Annotated in this window: 17 protein-coding genes and 1 pseudogene; 12 read left to right on the top strand and 6 right to left on the bottom strand. The window is 61.8% G+C overall.

Annotated features, from left to right (window positions below; genetic code table 11):
* Nucleotides 1–709 precede the first annotated feature (709 nt).
* The 8 genes and pseudogenes from ACFWYE_RS25600 (at nucleotide 710) to ACFWYE_RS25565 (ending at nucleotide 9714) form a co-directional block, all read left to right on the top strand.
* Nucleotides 710–2035, top strand: coding sequence for an NAD(P)/FAD-dependent oxidoreductase (locus ACFWYE_RS25600; protein ID WP_379115008.1), 1326 nt, complete (start codon nucleotides 710–712; stop codon nucleotides 2033–2035).
* Nucleotides 2036–2232: 197 nt separating this feature from the next.
* Nucleotides 2233–3362, top strand: a pseudogene (locus ACFWYE_RS25595) (transporter substrate-binding domain-containing protein).
* Nucleotides 3363–3366: 4 nt separating this feature from the next.
* Nucleotides 3367–3990 (top strand): ANTAR domain-containing response regulator, encoded by a 624-nt coding sequence (locus tag ACFWYE_RS25590; protein WP_379067353.1) that lies wholly within the window; start codon nucleotides 3367–3369, stop codon nucleotides 3988–3990.
* 205 nt (nucleotides 3991–4195) lie between these two features.
* Nucleotides 4196–5044, top strand: a complete 849-nt coding sequence (locus ACFWYE_RS25585; RefSeq protein WP_379115007.1) for a nitrilase family protein — start codon at nucleotides 4196–4198, stop codon at nucleotides 5042–5044.
* Nucleotides 5045–5091: 47 nt separating this feature from the next.
* A complete protein-coding gene (locus tag ACFWYE_RS25580; RefSeq protein ID WP_379115006.1) occupies nucleotides 5092–6246 on the top strand; it encodes a substrate-binding protein in 1155 nt (384 codons plus the stop codon).
* A gap of 157 nt (nucleotides 6247–6403) precedes the next feature.
* Nucleotides 6404–7237 carry a branched-chain amino acid ABC transporter permease gene (locus ACFWYE_RS25575; protein ID WP_379067359.1) on the top strand — a complete coding sequence of 278 codons (834 nt, stop codon included), beginning with the start codon at nucleotides 6404–6406 and terminating at the stop codon, nucleotides 7235–7237.
* Nucleotides 7238–7298: 61 nt separating this feature from the next.
* The gene (locus tag ACFWYE_RS25570) at nucleotides 7299–9002 is read left to right on the top strand and encodes an ATP-binding cassette domain-containing protein (protein WP_379115037.1); all 1704 of its coding nucleotides are present in this window, start codon (nucleotides 7299–7301) and stop codon (nucleotides 9000–9002) included.
* Complete coding sequence (locus ACFWYE_RS25565) at nucleotides 8995–9714, top strand: ABC transporter ATP-binding protein (RefSeq protein WP_379115036.1); 720 nt, start codon at nucleotides 8995–8997, stop codon at nucleotides 9712–9714. Before ACFWYE_RS25570 ends, ACFWYE_RS25565 begins: the two co-directional genes overlap by 8 nt.
* 194 nt (nucleotides 9715–9908) lie before the next feature.
* On the opposite strand, the gene ACFWYE_RS25560 is transcribed toward ACFWYE_RS25565, so the two are convergent.
* The 4 genes from ACFWYE_RS25560 to ACFWYE_RS25545 all read right to left on the bottom strand — a co-directional run bounded on the left by ACFWYE_RS25560 (nucleotide 9909) and on the right by ACFWYE_RS25545 (nucleotide 13888).
* Nucleotides 9909–10904: an NAD-dependent epimerase/dehydratase family protein gene (locus tag ACFWYE_RS25560; RefSeq protein WP_379115005.1), complete on the bottom strand. Its 996-nt coding sequence runs from the start codon at nucleotides 10902–10904 to the stop codon at nucleotides 9909–9911.
* Nucleotides 10905–10938: 34 nt separating this feature from the next.
* Entirely contained in the window at nucleotides 10939–12078 is a 1140-nt protein-coding gene (locus tag ACFWYE_RS25555; protein WP_379115004.1) for a DegT/DnrJ/EryC1/StrS family aminotransferase, read from the bottom strand.
* Between the two features lies 1 nt (nucleotide 12079).
* A complete protein-coding gene (locus ACFWYE_RS25550) occupies nucleotides 12080–13105 on the bottom strand; it encodes a Gfo/Idh/MocA family protein (protein WP_379072941.1) in 1026 nt (341 codons plus the stop codon).
* A gap of 297 nt (nucleotides 13106–13402) precedes the next feature.
* A complete protein-coding gene (locus ACFWYE_RS25545) occupies nucleotides 13403–13888 on the bottom strand; it encodes an acyltransferase (protein ID WP_379115003.1) in 486 nt (161 codons plus the stop codon).
* Between the two features lie 127 nt (nucleotides 13889–14015).
* On the opposite strand from ACFWYE_RS25545, the gene ACFWYE_RS25540 reads away from it, so the two are divergent.
* The 4 genes from ACFWYE_RS25540 (at nucleotide 14016) to ACFWYE_RS25525 (ending at nucleotide 18669) form a co-directional block, all read left to right on the top strand.
* Nucleotides 14016–15623 carry a glycosyl transferase family 1 gene (locus ACFWYE_RS25540; protein WP_379115002.1) on the top strand — a complete coding sequence of 536 codons (1608 nt, stop codon included), beginning with the start codon at nucleotides 14016–14018 and terminating at the stop codon, nucleotides 15621–15623.
* A 383-nt stretch (nucleotides 15624–16006) separates the two neighbouring features.
* Nucleotides 16007–16738: a polysaccharide deacetylase family protein gene (locus ACFWYE_RS25535; protein ID WP_379115001.1), complete on the top strand. Its 732-nt coding sequence runs from the start codon at nucleotides 16007–16009 to the stop codon at nucleotides 16736–16738.
* Nucleotides 16735–17706 carry a glycosyltransferase family 2 protein gene (locus tag ACFWYE_RS25530; protein WP_379115000.1) on the top strand — a complete coding sequence of 324 codons (972 nt, stop codon included), beginning with the start codon at nucleotides 16735–16737 and terminating at the stop codon, nucleotides 17704–17706. Before ACFWYE_RS25535 ends, ACFWYE_RS25530 begins: the two co-directional genes overlap by 4 nt.
* 21 nt (nucleotides 17707–17727) lie before the next feature.
* Nucleotides 17728–18669 carry a glycosyltransferase family 2 protein gene (locus ACFWYE_RS25525; RefSeq protein ID WP_379114999.1) on the top strand — a complete coding sequence of 314 codons (942 nt, stop codon included), beginning with the start codon at nucleotides 17728–17730 and terminating at the stop codon, nucleotides 18667–18669.
* 6 nt (nucleotides 18670–18675) lie between these two features.
* Here the strand turns inward: ACFWYE_RS25525 and ACFWYE_RS25520 are convergent, their stop codons facing one another.
* Together ACFWYE_RS25520 and ACFWYE_RS25515 are read right to left on the bottom strand one after the other, a co-directional pair.
* On the bottom strand, nucleotides 18676–19764 hold the full coding sequence (locus tag ACFWYE_RS25520; protein WP_379114998.1) for an acyltransferase family protein: 1089 nt from the start codon (nucleotides 19762–19764) through the stop codon (nucleotides 18676–18678).
* Nucleotides 19765–19779: 15 nt separating this feature from the next.
* Nucleotides 19780–20967, bottom strand: a complete 1188-nt coding sequence (locus ACFWYE_RS25515) for an acyltransferase family protein (RefSeq protein WP_379114997.1) — start codon at nucleotides 20965–20967, stop codon at nucleotides 19780–19782.
* Nucleotides 20968–20975 lie beyond the last annotated feature (8 nt).

The following is a 20975-nucleotide window of genomic DNA, read 5'->3' as shown; positions in this document are numbered from 1 at the left end:
CAGAGGCCAGAGCAAACCACTCCATGCCCTGCATCCGGCGGATGAGAACTTGGGTATGGCTTCAATTCTACATAGACACGAAGTATAACGATAAGACGAATAAGTAGGCTTGTAAAAGACTTTATTTGGGGGATTCTCAAACAGACATAAATTTTATCGAACGACCTTGCCGGCGAACTTTCCCTTTGGCATCTGACCTTGTTCTAAGTTTGGGAAAATGGCATACGAACTTGAATAGAATCAATGATTTAGATTGTTCTAATATTCCAGCTTCGTTCCTCCGGGATTGATTTGCCGGGCATGCATCGGGCGTTCGCTTGCCTCGGGCGAATGCGATCACAACTGGCGATGGCTGATCAGGTGACAACCATCAGATCCTACCTGGTCAACAATGCCAGCGACGTCTATCTTCGTGCCCGCCAGGACATCAACCGCATACTCGTGCAACTTGGCTTGCCGAGCTAGCGGCGTTGACCGTCAGAGGCGGCTTCCTCAATTCGCGCGCTGGTCGATGTCTCCGGAGCGGACCGACATTCCAAGGCGCCTGAAGACGATGATGGTGTCGGGCAGGTGGGTGCGCCTGGTCCAACAAGAAAAATGACGGCGATCATTGCCGCGGGCATAATTAGCGTCCCTTTCTACAGCGGCTTACCGCAATCGTGCGGCACGCAGCCGCGAATGCGCAGCAGGACAAAGGGCATCGGCAGGGATGCAACCCCCGACAGAAACCGTCACTTCCAACGAGATTGTTCCGCGCCAGGCAGAAGTCGTGGTCATCGGCGGCGGCATCATCGGCGTCAGTACGGCCCTGTTTCTGGCAATGGCAGGGGTTCCGGTCGCCCTCTGTGAAAAGGGCGAAATCGCTGGCGAACAATCCAGCCGTAACTGGGGCTGGGTCCGCAGAATGGGACGTGACCCGCGTGAACTTCCGCTGATCGTTGAAGCGATCAAGATCTGGGAAGGCCTTTCCCAGATGCTTGGTGAAGACGTTGGCTTCCGGCAAACCGGTATCCTGTACGCCTGTGAAAGTGCTGAAGAGGAGGCGCAACGGGAGGCCTGGCTGAAGGCGGCTGGGTCCTACAGCCTGGACACTCATATGATGCGGGGGCAGGCGGTCGCCGAGCTGATGCCGGGTGCGGCAAAGCCGTGGCGAAGTGGCCTCTACACGCCAAGCGATGGACGCGCCGAACCACAGAAGGCGGCTCCGGCGATTGCGCGCGCAGCGCAGCGGCACGGCGCCACTATCCTGCAGGGATGCGCCGTCCGCGGTGTCGAAACGACAGCCGGCCGGGTAACGTCCGTGGTGACAGAGCGAGGTCCCATCGCCTGCAAGGCGGTGGTTCTGGCCGGCGGAATCTGGAGCACGCTTTTCTGCCGCAGTCTCGGTATCCGTCTGCCGCAACTCGGGGTGAGGGCCTCCGTTCTGCGGACCGGCCCGCTTGACGGACCTCCCGGAGCTGCCTGGTCATCGCAGTTCGCTTATCGAAAGCGTCTCGACGGCGGCTACACCATCGCCAATGGTTCTGAAAACCGCGCCGAAATAACCCCGGACAGCTTTCGCTATTTCATGGATTTCCTGCCCCTTCTCAAAATCGAGGGGCGACACCTCCAGCTGAGATTTGGTCGCGCCTTTTTCGACCGATGGCGATTGGAGCGCCCATGGGCTCTCGATGATGTTTCGCCATTCGAGCACATTCGTATCCTGGACCCTGACCCTGTCGAAACGACACTCGACAAGGCTTATCGAGCCTTGATGCGCGTCTTTCCCCGGTTCAGCGAGGCCGGGATCGTGCAGAAATGGGGTGGTATGATAGACGCCATGCCAGACACGATCCCGGTCATCTCGCCCGTCGATGCTGTTCCCGGCCTGATCGTTGGCACCGGCTTTTCCGGTCATGGCTTTGGAATTGGGCCGGGGGCAGGGCGCCTTCTTGCGGATCTGGCGCTCGGCCGGAAGCCGATTGTCGATCCGTCTCCATTCAGGCACTCAAGGTTCGAGGATGGTTCTCCGATCCGACCCTTCGGAGGCGTTTGATAGCCGGTTCGGGCGCTTTTCCGGCAGCCGCGAACGGGTTGAGCCCGGAAATCTGCAGGAGAAGGTCAGCGCTGGCGCGCCGGCGCAAGATGCCACCTGCGAAACGCGCTGATCGTTCTCGCCGAGGGTGCCTGGCTCGGCTGATTGCATCAATCGGCGAAGTAAACTACGCCATGGTTGGATAAAGGGCTCGGAAGATGTCAGCGACGTGGCGTATTGGCATTCTGTTTTCTCGCAGTGGCATCACTGCGGTCACGGAATCCGAGCATTTCTTCGGAACGGCACTGCCATCGAGGAGATCAACGCCGGCGGTGGCGTCTTGGGACGCCAGATCGAGCCGATAGCCTATGATCCGGCCGGTGACCCCGAGGGGTATCGTTCCCTGGCCCGCAAACTGCTCACCGAAGACGACGTCAACGTGATCTTCGGATGTTCGATGTCGGGAAGCCGAAAGGCTGCTTTGCCGATCGTTGAACGACATAACGGCCTGCTCTGGTACCCGTCGATCTATGAAGGTTTCGAATATTCCGAAAACGTCCTTTATACGGGCGCCACCCTCAACCAGAATACGTTCGCGCTCGCCGACTTCATCATGCAGAACTATGGGCCGCGCATCTTCATGGCCGGTTCCGACTACATCTATCCGCACGAGTCCAATCGGGTCATGCGCGATCTGCTGGAGTGCAAAGGCGGCGAGATCGTCGGCGAACAGTATGTGCCTCTGGATGCTGACGAGCGCACGATGCGCCGGCTCATGAAGGAGATCGAGAAAGCCGAGGCGGATGCAGTGTTTTCGACCGTCATCGGGCGCAGCGCCCAGAAACTCTACGGCATGTATGCCGATGCCGGTATCGATCGGGAAAAGCGTCCAATCGCTAGCCTGACACTCGCCGAAAGTGAAATCCGCGTCATCGGTCCCGAGCGATGCACCGGCCACGTCCTGTCTGCTCCTTATCTTGCCACGGTCGAAAATGACGAAAACCATCGCTTCATCCGAGCCCTGACGGCCCGGTTCGATGGCAATGCCATGGCGACGATGTGGTCACAGACCGCCTATGCCCAGATTCACCTGTTTGCGCGAGCTTTGGAACTTGCGGAAACCCTCGATACCCACCGGCTGGGGCAGGCGGCGCTGGCGGTCGACTACATGTCTCCGGAGGGTCGCTTGCACTTTGATCCGGAAAACCGGCATGTCTGGTCCACACCCCGCATCGGGGTGGCGAATGCGAGGGGGCAATTCGATATCGCCTGGGAATCCCAGGTACAGATACGACCCGACCCCTATCTCGCCTCCATTCGTTTCGAGGAGCCTTGGCTGCAGAGTTGATACGGTGTCGACATTGAAACGGATCCTCGACGATCTACGCCAGGCGCGGGTTCTGGTTTTGCACCCGCGGGACGAGGACGGATCGGCATTGGTCGACCATCTCAAGCGGTTGGGTTGCGACGTCAAGGCGATGTGGCCGCCACCGGCCACGCTGTCGGCCGATCTCGACGCCGTTTTCCTGCAAGTCGGCGATACGGCGATCGATCCCCTGGTCGCGCTGCTTGAGGGCAGCAAGGCCGCGGTCATAGCAATTGTCACCTACGAGAGCCCGACGTCGCTGAAAGCGATTGTCGATCTCAATGCGCATGGCGTCCTGACGAAGCCGCTCCGTCAGCTTGGCGTGCTGACCCAGTTTGCCCTGGCGCGCTATCGTGTCGGTTACGAAAGTCGGCTGGCCAACAAGGTTCGCAAGCTGGAGGATACGCTGAAAGGCCGCCGGGCGATCGAGAAGGCCGTCAAGATCCTCACCGAGCTGAATGGCATCGAGGAAGATGCTGCCTACAAGCTCATCCGAGATCAGGCGACCTCCAAGCGGATTGCGATCGTCGCCGTCGCCGATAGCATTATCTCGGCAAGCGAGGCGATGCGGGCTTTTGGCCTCACCGTATCGGGGCCGTTGAAAGTCTGACGGCTGTCGGCTTCGCATACGCATGCCTACGCTGATCCTGCGGTGCCTGCTTTTTTTGCCGCTTGACGACTTCCGCCAAACTGTGTTTGCTTCAGCGAGAGAGCAGGTTTGCTCGGCGGCTGGATAGCCGCGAAAATTTGGCTGTGCAGCCCTTGGCTAGCGGATTGAGTTCCGCGCCAGGGGTTTTTTGCGTTTGGAGATAGACTTGAGCATACCGACGGAAGCGCTTCGCCCCGATTTCAACATCGCCTGCATCCAGTACGAGCCGGTCATCGGCAGGGTCGACGCCAATCTGGCCGCCATGGAGGCCCGCATCCGGGAGGCCCACGCCAATGGTGCCAGCCTGGCTGTGCTGCCCGAACTGGCCGATACGGGCTACGTCTTTGAAAGCCGCGAGGAACTTGCGCGCCTGGCCGCGCCAATTCCGGACGGGTTGTCCGCGCAGCGTCTGATCGCATTGGCTCAAGAACTCGGCGTCCACATCGTCTGCGGACTCGCTGAGAGAGATGGCGACCTGTTCTACAACTCTGCCATCCTTTGCGGCCCATCCGGCCATATCGGCAAGTTTCGCAAGCTCCACCTGTGGAACCGCGAGAAGCTGTTCTTCGAGCCCGGCGACCTCGGTCTGCCGGTGTTTGATACGGCTCTAGGACCGATTGGACTGGCAATCTGTTACGACGGCTGGTTCCCGGAGACATTCCGCCAACTCGGGCTGAAGGGGGTCGAACTCGTCTGCGTGCCGACCAACTGGGTGCCCATCACCGGTCATGACGGGGGAGACATGCCGATGGCCAATATCCTCCATCAGGCAGCGGCTCATTCGAACGCGATATACATCGCCTGCGCCGACCGCATCGGCACGGAGCGCGGACAGCCGTTTATCGGCAGCAGCATCATCGTGGGGCCGAATGGCAGGCTGTTGGCAGGCCCCGCCAGCCGAACCGGCGACGCCATTCTCATGGCTACCGTTTCGCCTGGCATCGCAGTGCAAAGCCGCATCGTCAGCGAGCGCAACGATGTGATCAATGATCGACGGCCGGATGTCTACGGCTGACCGACGCGAGTCCAACAACGACAACCATGAAAAAAAGGGGAACCAACATGGATAGAACAACAGGAAAGCTGCTTTTCGCGATGGCCGGCGCGTTGCTGGCAACGGTGGCATGGGCCGAGGAGCCGATCAAGATCGGCATACCGGTTGGTCTGTCAGGCGCCAACAGCGTTGTCGCGCCGTCGGTGGTGCAATCGGCCGAGCTGGCGGTCGAAGAGATCAATGCGGCGGGCGGCGTGCTGGGGCGCAAGCTCCAGCTTGAGATCGCCGACGATGCCTCGGGCGCGGCAGGCGCGCAGAAGGCGTTCGACTCGCTCGTTTTCCAGAAGGAAGTCAACGCCATCATCTCGATGGAGACCAGCGCGGCCCGAAATGCCGGCCTGCCCATCGTCGCAAAGGGCGAGGTTCCCTTTATCTACACGTCCTTCTACGAAGGGCGTTCCTGCAGCGCTAACCTCTATGTGAACGGCTGGGTGCCCGAACAGCAGGTGCCACCTGTCGTCGACTATTTCGTCAAGAAGGAAGGCGCCAAGAAATTCTTCCTGGTGGGCAGCGACTATGCCTTCGGCCGGGGCATGCTCGAATTCGCCCGGACATATCTTGAGAAGGCTGGCGCGCAGGTCGTGGGCGAGGAGTATCTGCCCATCGAAGGCACCGACTGGACGGCCATCATTTCCAAGCTCAAAAGTTCCGGTGCCGATGCCCTGATCACATCGACTGCGGGAGGCGCTCCGAACGTCACGCTCACCAAACAGCTGCGAGGCGCGGGCGTGAAGCTGCCTTACGGCAATCTCGCCGTCGACGAGGGAACGGCCAAGAGCATGGGGCCTGACGCTGCAGGCATCTACATCGCGGCCTCCTACGTGACTTCCATCGACAGCCCGGCGAACAAGAAGTTCCTCGAGGCCATGCAGAAGAAGTTCAGCGGTGAACTGCGTACACCCAACGACCTTTCCGTACCGCAATACGAAGGCGTTTATCTCTATAAGGCAGCTGTCGAAAAGGCGGGCTCAACCGATACGTCCGCCGTGCTTTCGGCCCTGGGCGAAGTTTCCTTTGCCGGCCCCCGTGGTACGGTTTCGATGAACAAGCAGCATCATGCACCGCTGACGATGTATCTTGGTCAGGTCCAGGAAGACGGCTCGGTAAAAGTGGTCGAGACATTCCCGAACGTCGATCCTGGTACCCAGTGTCCCAACCTCTGACATCGAGCTGATCGAAAGGGGCGGCTAGAGCAATTCCAGGAAAAGTGTGGAACGGTTTTCCGTCCGGAATTGCACAAAAACAAAGGGTTAGAGCGTTTCCGCGTTTCCGTAAAACGGAAACGCTCTGGCTCCGCTCCTTTCGACACTGGGAGAGATCATGACCATTCTGCTCGACGTTATCACGACCGCAGCCATCCTGTTTGTCGTCGCGGCCGGACTTCTGGCCATCTTTGGCGTGCTCAAGATCATCAATTTCGCCCACGGCGCCTGGCTGACGGTTGGCGGCTACTGCGCGGTCGCCACTGCCGGGATGGGTCTCAATCCATGGCTGGCGCTTCCGGTCGCGTTCGCCGTCGGCTCCGCTCTCGGTGGCATCACCGAAGTGCTCGTGGTGCGGCCACTCTACCGGCGGCCGCTCGATGCCATCCTCGCCACCTGGGGGCTCGGTATCGTCATCGGTCAATTGATCACACTCTGGTTTGGCCGTGACGTGCAATTCACGCCGAACCTGCTCTCGGGAACGATCAATGTGTTTGGTATCGATTACTCGTTCTATCGGCTCTTCATGGTCCTGGCGGCCCTGGTGGTCGGCCTTGGTTTCGCAATCCTGCTCGAGGGAACCCGTCTTGGCCTCTCCGCCCGCGCCGTCATCATGAACGAAACGCTGGCACGCGCCCTGGGCATCGACACGGCGAAAGTGCGTTTGACCACCTTCATGATCGGCACGGGACTGACAGCCCTGGCTGGAGTGCTCCTGACCCCGCTAACCAGCGTGGATCCCGACATGGGCCTGGCCTGGCTCATCGGCGCCTTCATGCTGGTCATGGTGGCCGGTTCCTCATTTGGTGCCCTGGCCGTGGCGTGTCTGGTTTTTGGCGGGGCGCAGACGCTGGTCAGCACATTCGTCAGCCCGGTTCTTGGCGGCATCACAGTCGCCGTCCTTTGCGCGCTCGTGCTGCGTATCAGCCCGAAAGGATTCGCACGTGCCTGAATCCAGATTGCCCAATATCCGGGTTTGGCTGCTCGGAGCGCTCGTCGTCGCTTCGCTGCTCATGATTGCATTCGGCCCGGCATTTCTCGACCGCTTTGCCCTCAACGTGCTCAGCCGTTCGATGATCTACGCCATGCTGGCGGTGACCGTCGATCTGCTGTGGGGGTACACGGGTGTCCTGACCTTCGGCCAAGCCGCTTTCTTCGGCATCGGCGCTTACGCAACCGCCATGGTTCTGACCCATCTGGGCAACAGTCCCGAACTGATGCTGCTGGCTTTCGTGCTCGCCATACTGATTCCGCTTGCCCTGGGTGTCGTGGTCGGCTGGCTTTCATTCGGCTATGGCACCACGCCACTCTACGCCACGGTGATCTCGCTCGTTCTGCCGATCGTCGTCACGCAGGTCGCGTTCTCCGGAGGGCAGTGGACGGGATCCAGCAGTGGACTGGTGGGGTACGCCACCCTGCCGCTAAGCCTGGCGGGGTACTTCCGGCTTACAGGCATCTGTCTTCTCGCCGTTGCCGCTGCAGCCTGGATTTTTGTGCGTTCAGACGCAGGCAAGGTGCTCGTCGCGATCCGCGACAACGAGGCGCGCTGCGCCTATCTTGGCCTCAACGCCAGCCGCATCAAGATCGCTCTTACCGCCATTCTGGCTGGCGTGACGGGTTTGGCGGGCTTTCTCTTTGCCAACGCGTCCGGTGTCGTTGCTCCCGAAAACACCGGTTTCGTGTTTGGCACCGAACTGGTCATCTGGACGGCACTCGGTGGTCGAGGCACCATTTTGGGCCCGGTGCTCGGCACCATCGGCATCGACTATCTTTCGGCGAGCCTGTCGGGCCAGTTGCCATTCCTGTGGAAGCTTGTCGTCGGCGCTCTCTTCGTGGCGATGATCATCCTGTTGCCGAACGGCCTGGCCGGCTTGATCGGGAAAATTCTGCCGCGCAGCAAAGCCCCTCGGAAAGGGGGCAGTCCTTTGCGCCTGGCGCAAGCCGTGCAGGTACGGGGGGACGTCGTCGATAAGCCATCACTTTTGACGATCCGCGATCTGGCGAAATCCTACGGCAGTCTGAACGTCCTGCGAGGCATCAACCTGACGGTGCAGCCAGGCGAACTGGTCAGCCTCGTCGGACCCAACGGGGCAGGCAAGACGACGCTGATGCGTTGCCTCTCCGATGGCACTGAAACGATCGGCGGGTCGGTGTCAGTGCGTGGCGCCAACATTGCGGGTCTGGCTCCAGACGCCATCGTAGCCTTGGGTGTCGGTCGCAAATTCCAGGTCGCCAGCGTGTTCGACAGCCTGACTGTTGCCGAATGCCTGCGCATGGCTCGCGCGGCACGACACGCTCCCAGCCTTGTACACGGCTCGCAGGAACTGGATTTGCCTCCGGCCGCGGTGGAGATACTGAAACTGACGGCACTCGACGGAATGCTCGATCGACCGGTTTCCGCTCTGTCGCATGGCCTGAAACAAAGCCTTGAACTGACGATGGTCGTAGCGCTGGAGCCACAACTGATCCTGCTCGACGAGCCGACGGCAGGCTTGACCAAGACGGAACGGATGACCATCGGGACGATCCTCAAGAAATTGACAGGTGAACTGGGATTGGCGGCCATTCTGGTCGAACACGACCTCGACTTTGTCCGGGACATATCGAGCCGCATCGTGGTGCTGCATCAGGGCCAGCTGGTGCTCGATGGAACCGTGCAGGATGTCGTCAATTCCGAACTCGTTAAGGCAATCTATTCAGGAGGCGCACATGACTGAGGCAGCCGCGCCCGTTCCAAAACTGTCTGTCACCGCGGTCTCCAGCGGATACGGCGCCATCAACATCATCGACACGTTGTCGATGACTGTCCCGCACGGTCAGATATTTGCCTTGATGGGCAAGAACGGCATGGGCAAGACGACGCTGCTGAAGACGATCCTCGGCTTTGTGGTGATGCGATCGGGCAGCATTGATCTCGATGGGCAACCCATAGCCGGCGCATCGCCTGCGTCGCTGATTGCTTCCGGCGTCGCCTATGCTCCGCAGGAACACGCGCTGTTCCAGGACCTGACGATCCGCGACAATCTTCGTCTGGCCCTGCACACGGACAAGGAGCTGAAGCAGGGGATCGAACGGGTCTGTCAGTACTTTCCTTTTCTCCGGGAGAGAGTGAACCAGAAGGCGGGAACGCTCTCGGGTGGGGAGCAGAAGATGCTGATCCTCGGCCGCGCCTTGATGCTTCAGCCGAAGCTCCTGCTGATCGACGAGATTTCGGAGGGTCTCCAGCCCTCTGTGGTCGAGCGGATTGGACGGGTGCTTGTCGAGGAATGTCGAGCAAACAACACCACCGTGTTGATGGTCGAACAGAATCTCGACCTGGTGCTTGGCATCGCCAATCGCTGGGCCGTGTTGAAACTCGGCCGTATCGATGACTCCGGCGAAATGGACAGTGAGGCGCGTGCGCGTATTCTTGCGCACCTCAAAATCTAGGATGCGTGCGCGAAAGGGCTCAGCGAAAACGCTGGCGGTTCGATCACTAGCCCAGATGAGGAATGCAGTGTCTGAGAGTACGCTGGTTAGCGGGAGCCGCTGCCGCCGATGCACAGCATCGTCGGCGCATCGGTATCCGATCGATCTTACGCACCAACCCGCGTTCAGACTGCGTGCGAGGCCTGGCAGGAGTGCTACGCCGCCGCCCGGGCGGGGCCTGCGGTCACCTGCTCACGATTGGCACGCCACCATTGGACCAGGCGGGCGAGACCCTCGTCGAGGTCGATGGTTGCTTTGAAGCCCAGCATCTTCTCTGCCTTGGACGTGTCCGCGAGGCGCCGCGAGACGGGGTTCACCTTGCGCTCTGGCCCGTATTCCGGCTGGAGACTGGAGCCCATCACGCGCAGCAGCGAGGCGGCCAGGTCGTTCAGGCTGGTCTCCACGCCGCTGGCGACGTTGAACACGTCGTCCTCCACGTCCGACAGGAGCGACAGGATGTTGGCTCTGGCGATATCCTCGATATAGACGAAGTCCATGGTGGTCGACCCGTCGCCGAGGATCAGCGGCGGCTGGCCGGCGGCGATACGTTCCATCCAGCGGATCAAGACCTCGGTATACTTGCCATGCACGTCCATGCGCGGGCCGTACACGTTGAAATAGCGCAGGGCCACGTAAGGCAGGCCGTACATGTCGTTGAATGAGCGCAACAGGCCTTCCAGCATGACCTTGCTGGCGCCGTACCAGGTGCGGTTGTTATACGGGTGGTGGCCCTCGTCGGTCGGGAAGTGCTCGGCCAGGCCGTAGACCGAGGCTGAGGAAGCCGCGCAAATCTTCCTCACGCCCTTGGCCTGGGCGGCCTCAAGGACGTTGTAGCTGCCGTCGCACATTACGCCGAGGGCTTCGCGAGGCTCAGCGGCGCAGGCGATGACCCTCAGGGTTGCCATGTGGATCACGGCGTCCATGCCGTCTGTGGCTTTGTGGACAGCCTCCACGTCGCGAATATCGCCTTCGACGAGTTCGACACGCGGGTCCTGCAGGGCGTCCTTGACGTTGTGCAGGCTGCCGCGGACCAGGTTGTCGAGGATCACGATCTTTTCCGGTGCGTGATCCTTCAGCAGAAGGTCGATGGTGGTCGAGCCGATCAGACCGCAGCCACCGGTCACCAGGATGCGAGAGCCCTCAAGTTTCATCGTCTTTTCCTGTCATCGGTTGGAGGTGGCCACGTCAGGCCCATTTTCGGATCGAATGGGTGTCCGCCCGTCGAACGCCTGCTTGCAATTCCTTGATCGCGGCCACCACCACGTCCTGCTGCCGTTCCGTGAACTCCGGGAACATGGGTAGAGACAGGACCTCGTCGGCGGCTTTTTCAGCATGCGGGAACTGGCCTCGCCTGTAGCCGAGGTCTGCATAGGCGGGCAGCAGGTGCACCGGGACGGGATAGTGGATGCCCGATTGGATCCCCTGTGCGGTCAGTGCCTCCTGCCAACGGGCGCGGTCGGGCGTGCGCACGGCGTAGATATGGTAGACGTGGCGCACGTCGTCGCGGACGAAGGGGGTCGGCAGGTCGCTGTCAGCGAACATGGCATCATAGCGGGCAGCTATGGCGCGGCGTTGCTCGGTCCACCGGTCCAGGTACCTGAGCTTCACGCGCAGGACGGAGCCCTGAAGGCCTTCCAGGCGGTAGTTATAGCCCTTGAGTTCGTGATGGTATCTGCGCTCGGCACCCCAGTCGCGCAGCATGCGGACCGTGCGGTTGTGGCCGGCATTGTCTGTGGTCAGCATCCCGCCTTCGCCATAGGCGCCGAGGTTCTTGCCGGGATAGAAGCTGAAAGCAGCCATGTCGCCGATGGCGCCGACGCGCTTGCCCTTGTATTCCGCACCGTGCGCCTGGCAGGCATCTTCCAGCACCACGAGGCCGTATTTCCTGGCGATGGCCATGATCGGGTCCATATCGGCCGGCTGGCCGTAGAGGTGGATCGGGATGATCGCCTTGGTAGCCGGCGTGACCGCGGCTTCGATCTGGGCTGGGTCGATGGTGTAGGTCGCAGGATCTATGTCGACGAGCACCGGGGTCGCGCCCGTGTAGTAGATGGCCGCCACCGTCGCCACGAAGGTGAAGGGGGAGGTGATCACCTCGTCGCCCGGCCCAACTCCCGCGGCCAGCAGACCCAGATGCAGGGCGCTGGTGCCGGTGTTGACGCCGACGCCGAAGGTCGCTTGCGAATACGCGGCGAACTCCTTTTCGAATTCGGCGACTTCTGTACCCAGTGTAAACAGACAGGTCTCCAGGGTGCGCTGAATGGCGGCGTCTATTTCGGGTTTGATCGAGGCGTACTGGGTTTTCAGGTCAACGAACGGGATCATGTCACGCAGCCCCTTTTCGTCGCAGGTGAATGGTTTCGCCACGCCCGCGCATGGAGCTTGTGGCGGCTTCGATGATCTCCACCACCCGCAGGCCGAGCTGGCCGTCGGCGGTCGGAACCTTCTTTTCGATGATGCAGTCGATCCACTCCTGGCCGGCGATACGCAGGGCCTCGGTAGAGTCGAGCTTGGGTGCCCACATGTCGCCCGTCCGGTAGCCAACGCGCATCTCGTGGATCTTGGCCGGGTCGTCGGTGAACGAGACGCCCTTGTCGTAGACCTTGACCTTCTCGGAGGGCTCCAGATCGTCGTAGGTGATCATCTTGTTGGAGCCACCGACCAGGATGTTGCGCACCTTCACCGGTGCCAGCCAGCTCACGTTGATGTGCGCAATCATGCCGGAGTCGTAAAACAGCGAGATGTAGGCCAGATTTTCCGGTGTGCCGGGGAAATGGTTGATACCGCTGGCCGAGACCGCGTTCGGATGCTCTTCGAACAGACGGTCGATGATCGCAAAGTCGTGGACCGCCAGGTCGGAGATGACGTTCACGTCTTTCTGGAAGAGACCCAGGTTTACCCGGGTCGCGTCGTAATAATAAATCTGGCCGAGGTCGCCGGCGGCGACGATCTCGCGCATCTTCCGGACTGCGCCGGTATAGATGAAGGTATGATCGACAATCAGGGTCAATCCGCGCTTGTCGGCCTCATTGACCAGCATCCTGGCCTGTAACGAGGTTTCGGTCATCGGCTTTTCGAGCCAGAGATGCTTGCCGGCCTTCAGCGCCGACATGCCGAGTTCGAAGTGGCTATTGACCGGCGTCGCAACGGCAATGGCGTCGATCTCGGGATCCTGGAACACGGCCTGAACGTCGCCAGTGGTCTGGACACCCGGATAGCGGCGCTCCACCAACTCGCGCTTCTTGGAGTCCAGGTCCGCGACTATGCGGACCCGGGCATGGGGAAGCTCCACGAAGTTGCGCAGGAGGTTCGGTCCCCAGTAGCCGTAACCGATGATGCCGATATTGATGATTTTGGCCTGCCCCTCATCCGCTCCCCGCTCGCTGGAGTCCTGGAGGTCTCGCTGGACGCCTGTCGTCGGCTGAGAGGGGAAGTGCCCGTGGATCGTCCAATGTCGTGCCATCTCGACCTCTTCAAGCCATCTCGACCTCTTCAAATTGTTGGTTTGAAGCCGCGAAGTCATCATGGCCGTTGGGTCATCGGGACCCAACAAGGGTCATCCAGGCAGACGAGGGCAGGGGTTGGAACTACCTCAAACGATCTACCCCAAGGATTGCAATTCGGCGTAGGAAACCATGCCGGCAGGGATTCAGCCAGCCTTTACGGTCCTTGCGTCTGCGACCACGCGGGCCGGTACGCCGGTAGCGATTGCGAAGTCGGGGATGTCACGGGTGACGACAGCGCCGGCGCCGATCAATGCTCGCTCGCCGATAGTCACACCCGGGGTGATCGTCACGTTGGAGCCGATGGAGGCGCCCTTCTTGACCAGAGTCGGCTCGACCTTCCAGTCGGCTTCACTTTGAGCGCTCCCGTCCAGGTTGGTGGCTCGAGGAAGGCGGTCATTGGTGAACATCACGCCGTGGCCGATGAAGACCTCGTCTTCGATGGTAACACCCTCGCAGATGAAAGTGTGCGACGAGATCTTGCAGCGCTCGCCGATATAGGAATTCTTCTGAATCTCGACGAAGGCGCCAATGCGCGAGCCGTCACCGACCTCGCAGCCGTAGAGGTTCACCAGATCAGGATGGTGGATGACGACCTCGCCACGCAACATCACACTATCCGAAATAGGCATCGCTTCCCCCTGGAGCTGTCTGGCGGTCGATGATGGTTTTTATGTAACCTGCCTTGTCGCTTGGCAAGTTGGGGCCATCCAAGATGGCAAATTCTAGGGCAGGCTGCGAACCGTGGGGCCAGAGACGATGCGATCTGAGGTGGCGCGGTTGCGTCACAACTACCAGGAATTTCGAAGCCTTCGAAGTGAGGCCGAGCGCTGCCTGAGGGCTGGCGACCTCAACTCCGCTGCGGCTTATGTTGAGGCGGCAGTCACGCTTGCGCGCAAGCGGCACTGCGGCTTCTATCGGTCCGAACCTCTTGAGCAGATACTGACTGAGATCGCGCGACGGACGCTTGCCGCGAAGGCCGAAGCCGCGCGACCGGCGCGGACGAAGATCGACCGTGTGCTGCATGTAGCCACCGTTCTGAACGAGGTTGGTGGCCTGACACGGATGATGCGCCGCTGGATCGCCGCCGACGAGGGGCGCTATCACTCGCTGGCCCTGTTGCGGCATCCCGGGGCGCCGCCATCGTCGGTGCGCCAGGCCGTGGGGGCTCGCGGCGGCCAGATCCACATGATTGGCGCGACGCGCGGCGGACCGGTGGAATGGGCCAGTGCGCTCCGGAAGTTGTCGCTTGATTTCGACCTGGTCGTCTTGCACGTCAGCAACGAGGACCCGACGCCGGGCATAGCCTTCGCCGACGAGCGCAACCGGCCGCCCGTGGTGCTGGTCAACCACGCCGACCATGCCTTCTGGATCGGGCTCTCCGTATGCGACCTGATCGCCAGCTCGCGTGTGTCGGGCGAGCGGCTGGTGGTGGAGCGGCGGGGGATCCCGGCGCAGCGTCACGTCACCCTGCCGATCCAGATCGATCTGCCGATGCGCAGACACAGCCGGGCCGAGGCGCGAGCGAAACTCGGCCTCCCGGCTGGCGGGCCGCTCCTGGTCTCGGTAGCCCGTGGCGTGAAATACCGCTCGATGGGCGGGGTCTCGTTCGCGGACATGCATGTCGAGGCGCTCCTGGCCCACCCCGATGCTCGATTGCTGGTCGTAGGACCGGGAGAGCCGGCCGACTGGCAAGAAGCCATAGCGGCGACCGGCGGGCGGATCCTGGGACGGCCGGAGACGCCCGATCCCTCACTCGCCTTCGAGGCGGCGGACGTCTATCTCGATTCCTACCCGTTCGTATCGATTACCTCGATGCTGGAAGCCGGCGGCCTGGGCACGCCCTGCGTAACGCTGTTTCCCTATCCGTCGGATGCGAACGTCATGAGCACCGATATGCCCGGCTTGGCACCGACCATTGGCTTCGCCACCTCGATGGGGGACTACAACCGCATTCTGGCGGATTGGCTGTCCGATCCTGAGGCCATGCGTCGCCGGGGCGATGAGACGGCGGCCAACGTCAGGCGGCTGCATACCACTCCGAATTGGCTGGAAAGCCTGGAAGCGCTCTACACCAAGGCGCTGGTGATCGCGCCGGTCACGCCGCTGCGCGAGACAGGAGCACCCGCAGACGAGGCGTTCTACGACGGCTATCCCGACATTCTGCTCAACGACGTGTTCGGCGAGTTCGACAATGTGGAGACCATCCTGAAGCGTTCCCTGCGCCTGATGTCGTTGCCGGAACGGCTTCGGGTATGGCAAGGCCTGGCACGGACCAGGACTTTCGACGGACCTCGCGATGCGGTCCGCAACCTGCTGCCGGAGTGGCTGCCCCGGTTCGTGAGCCGGCTGAGGGACGGCGGCTAGATATCAGGTTCCGTGGATGGTTTTCCCGGCTGGCACATCGACAGCCGCGTCCGCGGTCGATTGATCTTCAAGTACGACACCATCTCTTCGGCTACCCCTATAGCCTGAAGCGGCTGCCTGCTCACGCAGTCATCGCGATTTATACTTTTGATCTGGAGCCTTACTCCCGACGAGCGACCGTGTTCGAAAGGATGAGGCTACGGGACCGTCAGGTTCGATATGGTGGCGTTGGTGCCGGATGTCACAGCTGGTATGAGCTTACTTGTTCGATACCGGGAAAAGATCAGAGGGCGAAAGTGGGTACGCTTGGGCGAGCACCGCAGCTTCTGAAACGAGCTGTCCGCGCGTTCGGTGTCGAAAGGCATCATCTGATCAGCCCACGCATGGTCCTCGAACGTGAAAGCATGTCCGTCCTTGGCAGACGCGCGCGCCGTTCGGGAGGCCGGATCCTGGCCTATCACTCGGTCGGCCAGCCGCTGATGGATCACAATGACGTGCCGCCAAAGCTGTTCCGTCGTCAGATGGAGTGGGCCGCGAGGCAAGGCTACCGGTTCGTCCCGGCGTCGGAGATTGCGCGGACGGGAGGCGACCCGATGGACCTCGCCATTACCTTCGACGACGGCCTGCGCAGCGTGATGAGCGAGGCCGCGCCGATCCTGAAGGACTTCGCGGCGCCGTGGAGCCTTTTCGTAGTCACTGACTGGAGCGAAGGCGCCTCGCCCTGGACGACCGACGAGGTCCTGGGCTGGCGCGATCTGGAGCGCCTTGCCGCCGACGGTGTCGAAATCGGCAGCCACTCAGCGACCCATCCTGATTTTGGACGGCTGGACGGCCCCGCTGCCCGCGAAGAACTGGACCGCTCGCGCGCTATGATCGAGGCCCGGCTCGGCTTCGCGCCGACGTCGTTCGCGATCCCGCTCGGTCAGTCGGCCAACTGGACGCCGGCCGCCATGCGGGAGGCCAAGGCGGCGGGCTATGATCTGGTCTACGCCCAGGCCGAAGAGACGCGTTCGGCTGGAACGGTCGCTCGCACCTTCATCACGCGCTTTGACAACAAGCGGGTGTTCTCAGCAGCCCTGTCGGGCGTCTTCGATAGGTGGGAGGAGTGGGGATGAGACAGGCGCGCATCGTTTCGGTCATCGTCCCGACACGCGACCGTCCGCAGTATCTGGACCAGGCGCTGGCGAGCATCCGCGCGCTGGAAGGCCCAGACCTGAGCTTCGAGATCCTGGTTGGCGACAATGGCTCTGACCACGATGCCACCGGCGTGGTGACGCAGGCTCACGGCGCACGACACCTGATCGTGACGACGGCGGGCGCCGGCGCCGCGCGCAACGCGTCGATGCGGGCGGCCACGGGGGAGTTCCTGGCCTTCCTGGACGACGATGACGTCTGGACTGGGCAACATGTCCGGCCGCACCTGTTGCTCTTCGATCGTCATCCGGAGGTCGAGGCAGTCTTCGGTCAGGTGGTAATGACCGACCCCGATCTGCGGCCGATCGCTCTTCCCATTCCTGACGACGTTCGCTCCGACGGCGACCATCTGAAGATGATGCTGGACGGGTATTTCCCACAGATCGGCGCAACGATGGCGCGTATCGCGGTACGCGACGCCTACGGTTATTTTGACGAGACCCTGCTGGCCGACCAGGACTGGGACTGGCAGTTGCGCGTCGCCGGCGGGGGGCACATGGAGCATTCGGCCGTACCCTGCGTCTTGTTTCGCCAGCGTCCGTCGGGATCCTATGATGCCTTGGTCTTGAGCCGGATTCCTTACACGCGCAAGGTGTTCATGCGGCATGCCATGCCCGCCTGGCGCAAATGGCACTCTCCGAAAGAATGGCTACACTCCTATTTCGCTGCGCTCTTGGGGTTCTACATCTATTTCGCCGATGCGGCGGTGGAGCGGGCGGCCAAGGGAGATGCGAAGGGTGTCCGGTTCGCGGTGTGGCATGCGCTGCTGGTGTTTCCGTTTCGGGCACTAAGGCAGCTCGTGACGCCGACGCCCTTGCGCGCCGCCTTCTTCTGGTCGATCGGCCTGGGCGCCCGTCCGCCGGCCACCGAGAACGCGGCGCTGGACTGAACGGGCCTGGATCAAATGGGCATGCAGGATGCCAGGTTTGTGTCGAAGACCAACAGCGATGTTCCGGTTATCAGCGTCGTCATCGCCACGCACAACCGCAGCCGCGACGTTCTGGAGAATGTCGATGCCCTGCTGCCGCAATGCGCCGGCCAACCTGTGGAGGTCATCGTCATCGACAGCGCCTCGGCGCCGGCGCATGCCGCGGTGCTGGAGACCCTGAGCGCGCGCGCGGGGCTTAGCTTCATCCGGCTCGACGAGCCTGGTGTTGCCCTGGCCCGCAATGCGGGTTTCAAGTCCGGCAGGGGCGAGTGGATTGCGCTGTTGGACGATGATGCCGTGCCGCGCCCCGGTTGGGTCGAGGCGGCGATTGCCCATGCGAGCCTCTGTGACGCCCGGACCGCCATCCTGGCCGGACGGGTGATCCCCCGCTGGCCAGATGCCGCCGGCAGCCTTGAAATACCCCCGAGCCAGCTCGGCCCGCGCGCGCGCCTGTTGTTGTCGGTGGTCGATGAGGACGGCTTCCGGGACACGACCGATCATCCCATCGGGGTCGGCGCCAACATGTTGTTCCGCCGCAGCGTGCTCGAGGAACATGGTGGGTTCGACGTCACGACCGGTAGGGTCGGCTCGAACCTGGCCAGCGGGGAAGAGGCCCAGATGATGGCCGACCTGATTGGGGCCGGCTATCGCTGCTGGTACTCGGACGCCTTCGTGGTGGACCACAAGGTCCATGCTGGCCGCCTGACGCGCGCTTGGCTCACGGAACGTGCCCGCAAGGAAGGCGAGGTGGAACTGAGGGGCATGAAGACGCGAGGCCAGAAGATCGCGCGCGCGATCAAGATGCTCGTCGCCACCCCGATGCTGGCCGCGTTCCAGATGCTCGACCGGCCCGAGCATGAATATTACCTGCGCCTCAACCACAATCTTGGCTTGCTGCGAAAGCTGTTCGCCTCCGCAGGCTGAGTGGTCTCAGGCGACGGCCGGCGCGGCTTTCTGCGTCATCTGGTGAGCCCAGGCCATGATCGGTCGTTCGAAGAACCGCCAGGACACGGTCGCGAGGCCCACGGTCGCGACAAGCTCTATGGGGGCTGAAATCCAATCCGGCGGTGCGAGCGTGATGCCAAACTTCCGGACTGCCGCCTGGACGTCATAGAAGTGCACGAACTCGTGGAAGATGTAACAGCCATAGCTGATGCGCCCCAGGCTGCGCAGGGGCCACGTCTCCAGAAAGCCGACAAAGCGCGAGGCCTGGTTGCCCGCGATCTGAAGGACCAGGAGCGCGGCTGTCGCCGAGATTGCCGGCGCGTAGACGCGCCAGACGATCTCGTCCTTGAGGATGGTGAGGGGCACGATGAGAAGGGCGAGCGCGGCGATGGCCTGGGCCGGCGTGGAAACCAGCCATGCCGGCACCCGCCGGTCGAGGCTCAGGCCCGCCAGACCTCCCAAGGCGAGATAACCAAAGCCGGTCATGGGATTCAGGCCGACGACCTTGGCCGATACTCCGGCCCATTCGAGGCTCGCCTGAGTGACGAGACCCAGAACCACGAATGCAACGCAGATGTGTCTGGCGGCCTTGCTGGGGATGAACAGCAGCAAGGGGGCAAACAACAGATAGAATTGCTCTTCGATCGCCAGCGTCCAGAAGTGGTTGAAATGGCCCACCCAGTGGCCGGTCGTGAACACATAGATGTTTGTGGCGTAGAGCAGCATGGCCAGTGGCGCGCCGCCTTCGAAACCATCGAAGTGAACGAACAGCGAGGCAACCAGGAAGAAGCCTATCGTCGCGTAGTAGATGGGGAATATCCTGGCCGAGCGCCGAAGATAGAAGCGCCCCAGACCTGCGACCGTCGTCGTCTCGCCCGCCTCGATTGCCATCCGCGTGCGAGCCAGGATACGGGTGATCAGCAGGCCGCTGAGCGCGAAGAAGAGCATTACCCCGTCGCCGCCGAGGGATGCGTATGTCCCCTGATGGAACTTGTGGCTGACGAATACGAAGATGAAGGCGATCGCACGCAGGCCGTCGAAACCCTTGATGCGGCGTTCGTCGTCGAGGCGCATCGTTCTTGCCCGCCTCTATCGCGGGGCCGTTTGCCAGCCCGGAGACAAGGCGGCGGTTGCGCTGCTGGCCTCGACGCCTTCCCGCGCGGTCAATCTGGCGCCCAGCCGCAGGAGTGGTCGCTCGAAGAAGCGCCAGGAGAGCGTCGCCAGCGCGACGGTGACGGAAAACTCGAAGGCCAATTGCACGATCAGCGGCGGGTCGATGTCCATGTGCAGCCTATGGAACACCGCCTGGACGTCGTAGAAATGGACGAACTGATGCAGGACATAGAAGGCGTAGCTCACCCGGCCGAGCGAGCGCAGCGGCCACAGGTTGAGGAAAGCCACGACCGGCGTCTGCTGGTTCCGGGCGATCTGGAACAGGAAGAGGCCGGCGACGGTGCATGTCAGCGGTCCCCAGATGTTCCATGTGTCGCGGAAGTATCCGAAGACCAGCGGGATCGCGATCAGCGCCAGGCCAGCCGCCGCCTGGGCTTGCGCACTCACCAGCCACGCGGGCGACTTCAGGTTTTTCAATGAGGCGACGAAGCCGCCGACACTGAGCATGCCGAAGGCGATCAGCGGATCGACGTGGATGGCGTTCGGGTGGGCCTTCACCGAAACCAGCCAAGCCAGCATGGCCGCGCCGGCGATCATGAAACAGATGCAGATCCAAGCCAGATATCTGCGCGGGATGAACAGCAGGACCGGTGCGAAGAGCAGGTAGAACTGTTCCTCCGCCGACAGAGACCAGAGGTGACCGAAATGGCCGTGGTCCGCGGTTGGCGTCATCCCGATATAGATGTTGGTGCCATAGAGGGCGTAGATCGTCGCTTCCATGCGCGAGAAGCCGACGAATGAGGTAAACAGCGAACCCAGCGCGAAAACGGCGAGACATGCGTAATAAAGCGGGAAGATACGCAGGCTGCGACGCAGATAGAAGTCCCCCATCGACCGCCAGCTCGACTGGCTTCCGGCTTCGACCTTTCCGCGCATCTCCGACAGGATCGAGGAAATGAGCATGCCGCTGAGCACGAAAAAGACCCAGACGCCGACAGAGCCATAGGAATCGTGATGCGGCAGGGTCGTCTTGTGGCTGATGAAGACCATCAGCACGGCGATAGCGCGCACGCCATCGAAGCCGGCTATACGGTCCTCCGCCGGCCGGGCGACCGTCTTGGTGGGCTGGGCTACGAAGATGGCATTTTGATCAACCGTTGCCATGGATCAAT

The sequence above is a fragment of the Mesorhizobium sp. NPDC059025 genome, from assembly GCF_042739655.1.
In the GTDB taxonomy this organism is placed as follows: domain Bacteria; phylum Pseudomonadota; class Alphaproteobacteria; order Rhizobiales; family Rhizobiaceae; genus Mesorhizobium.
This window is presented reverse-complemented; position numbering and strand designations above follow the sequence as displayed.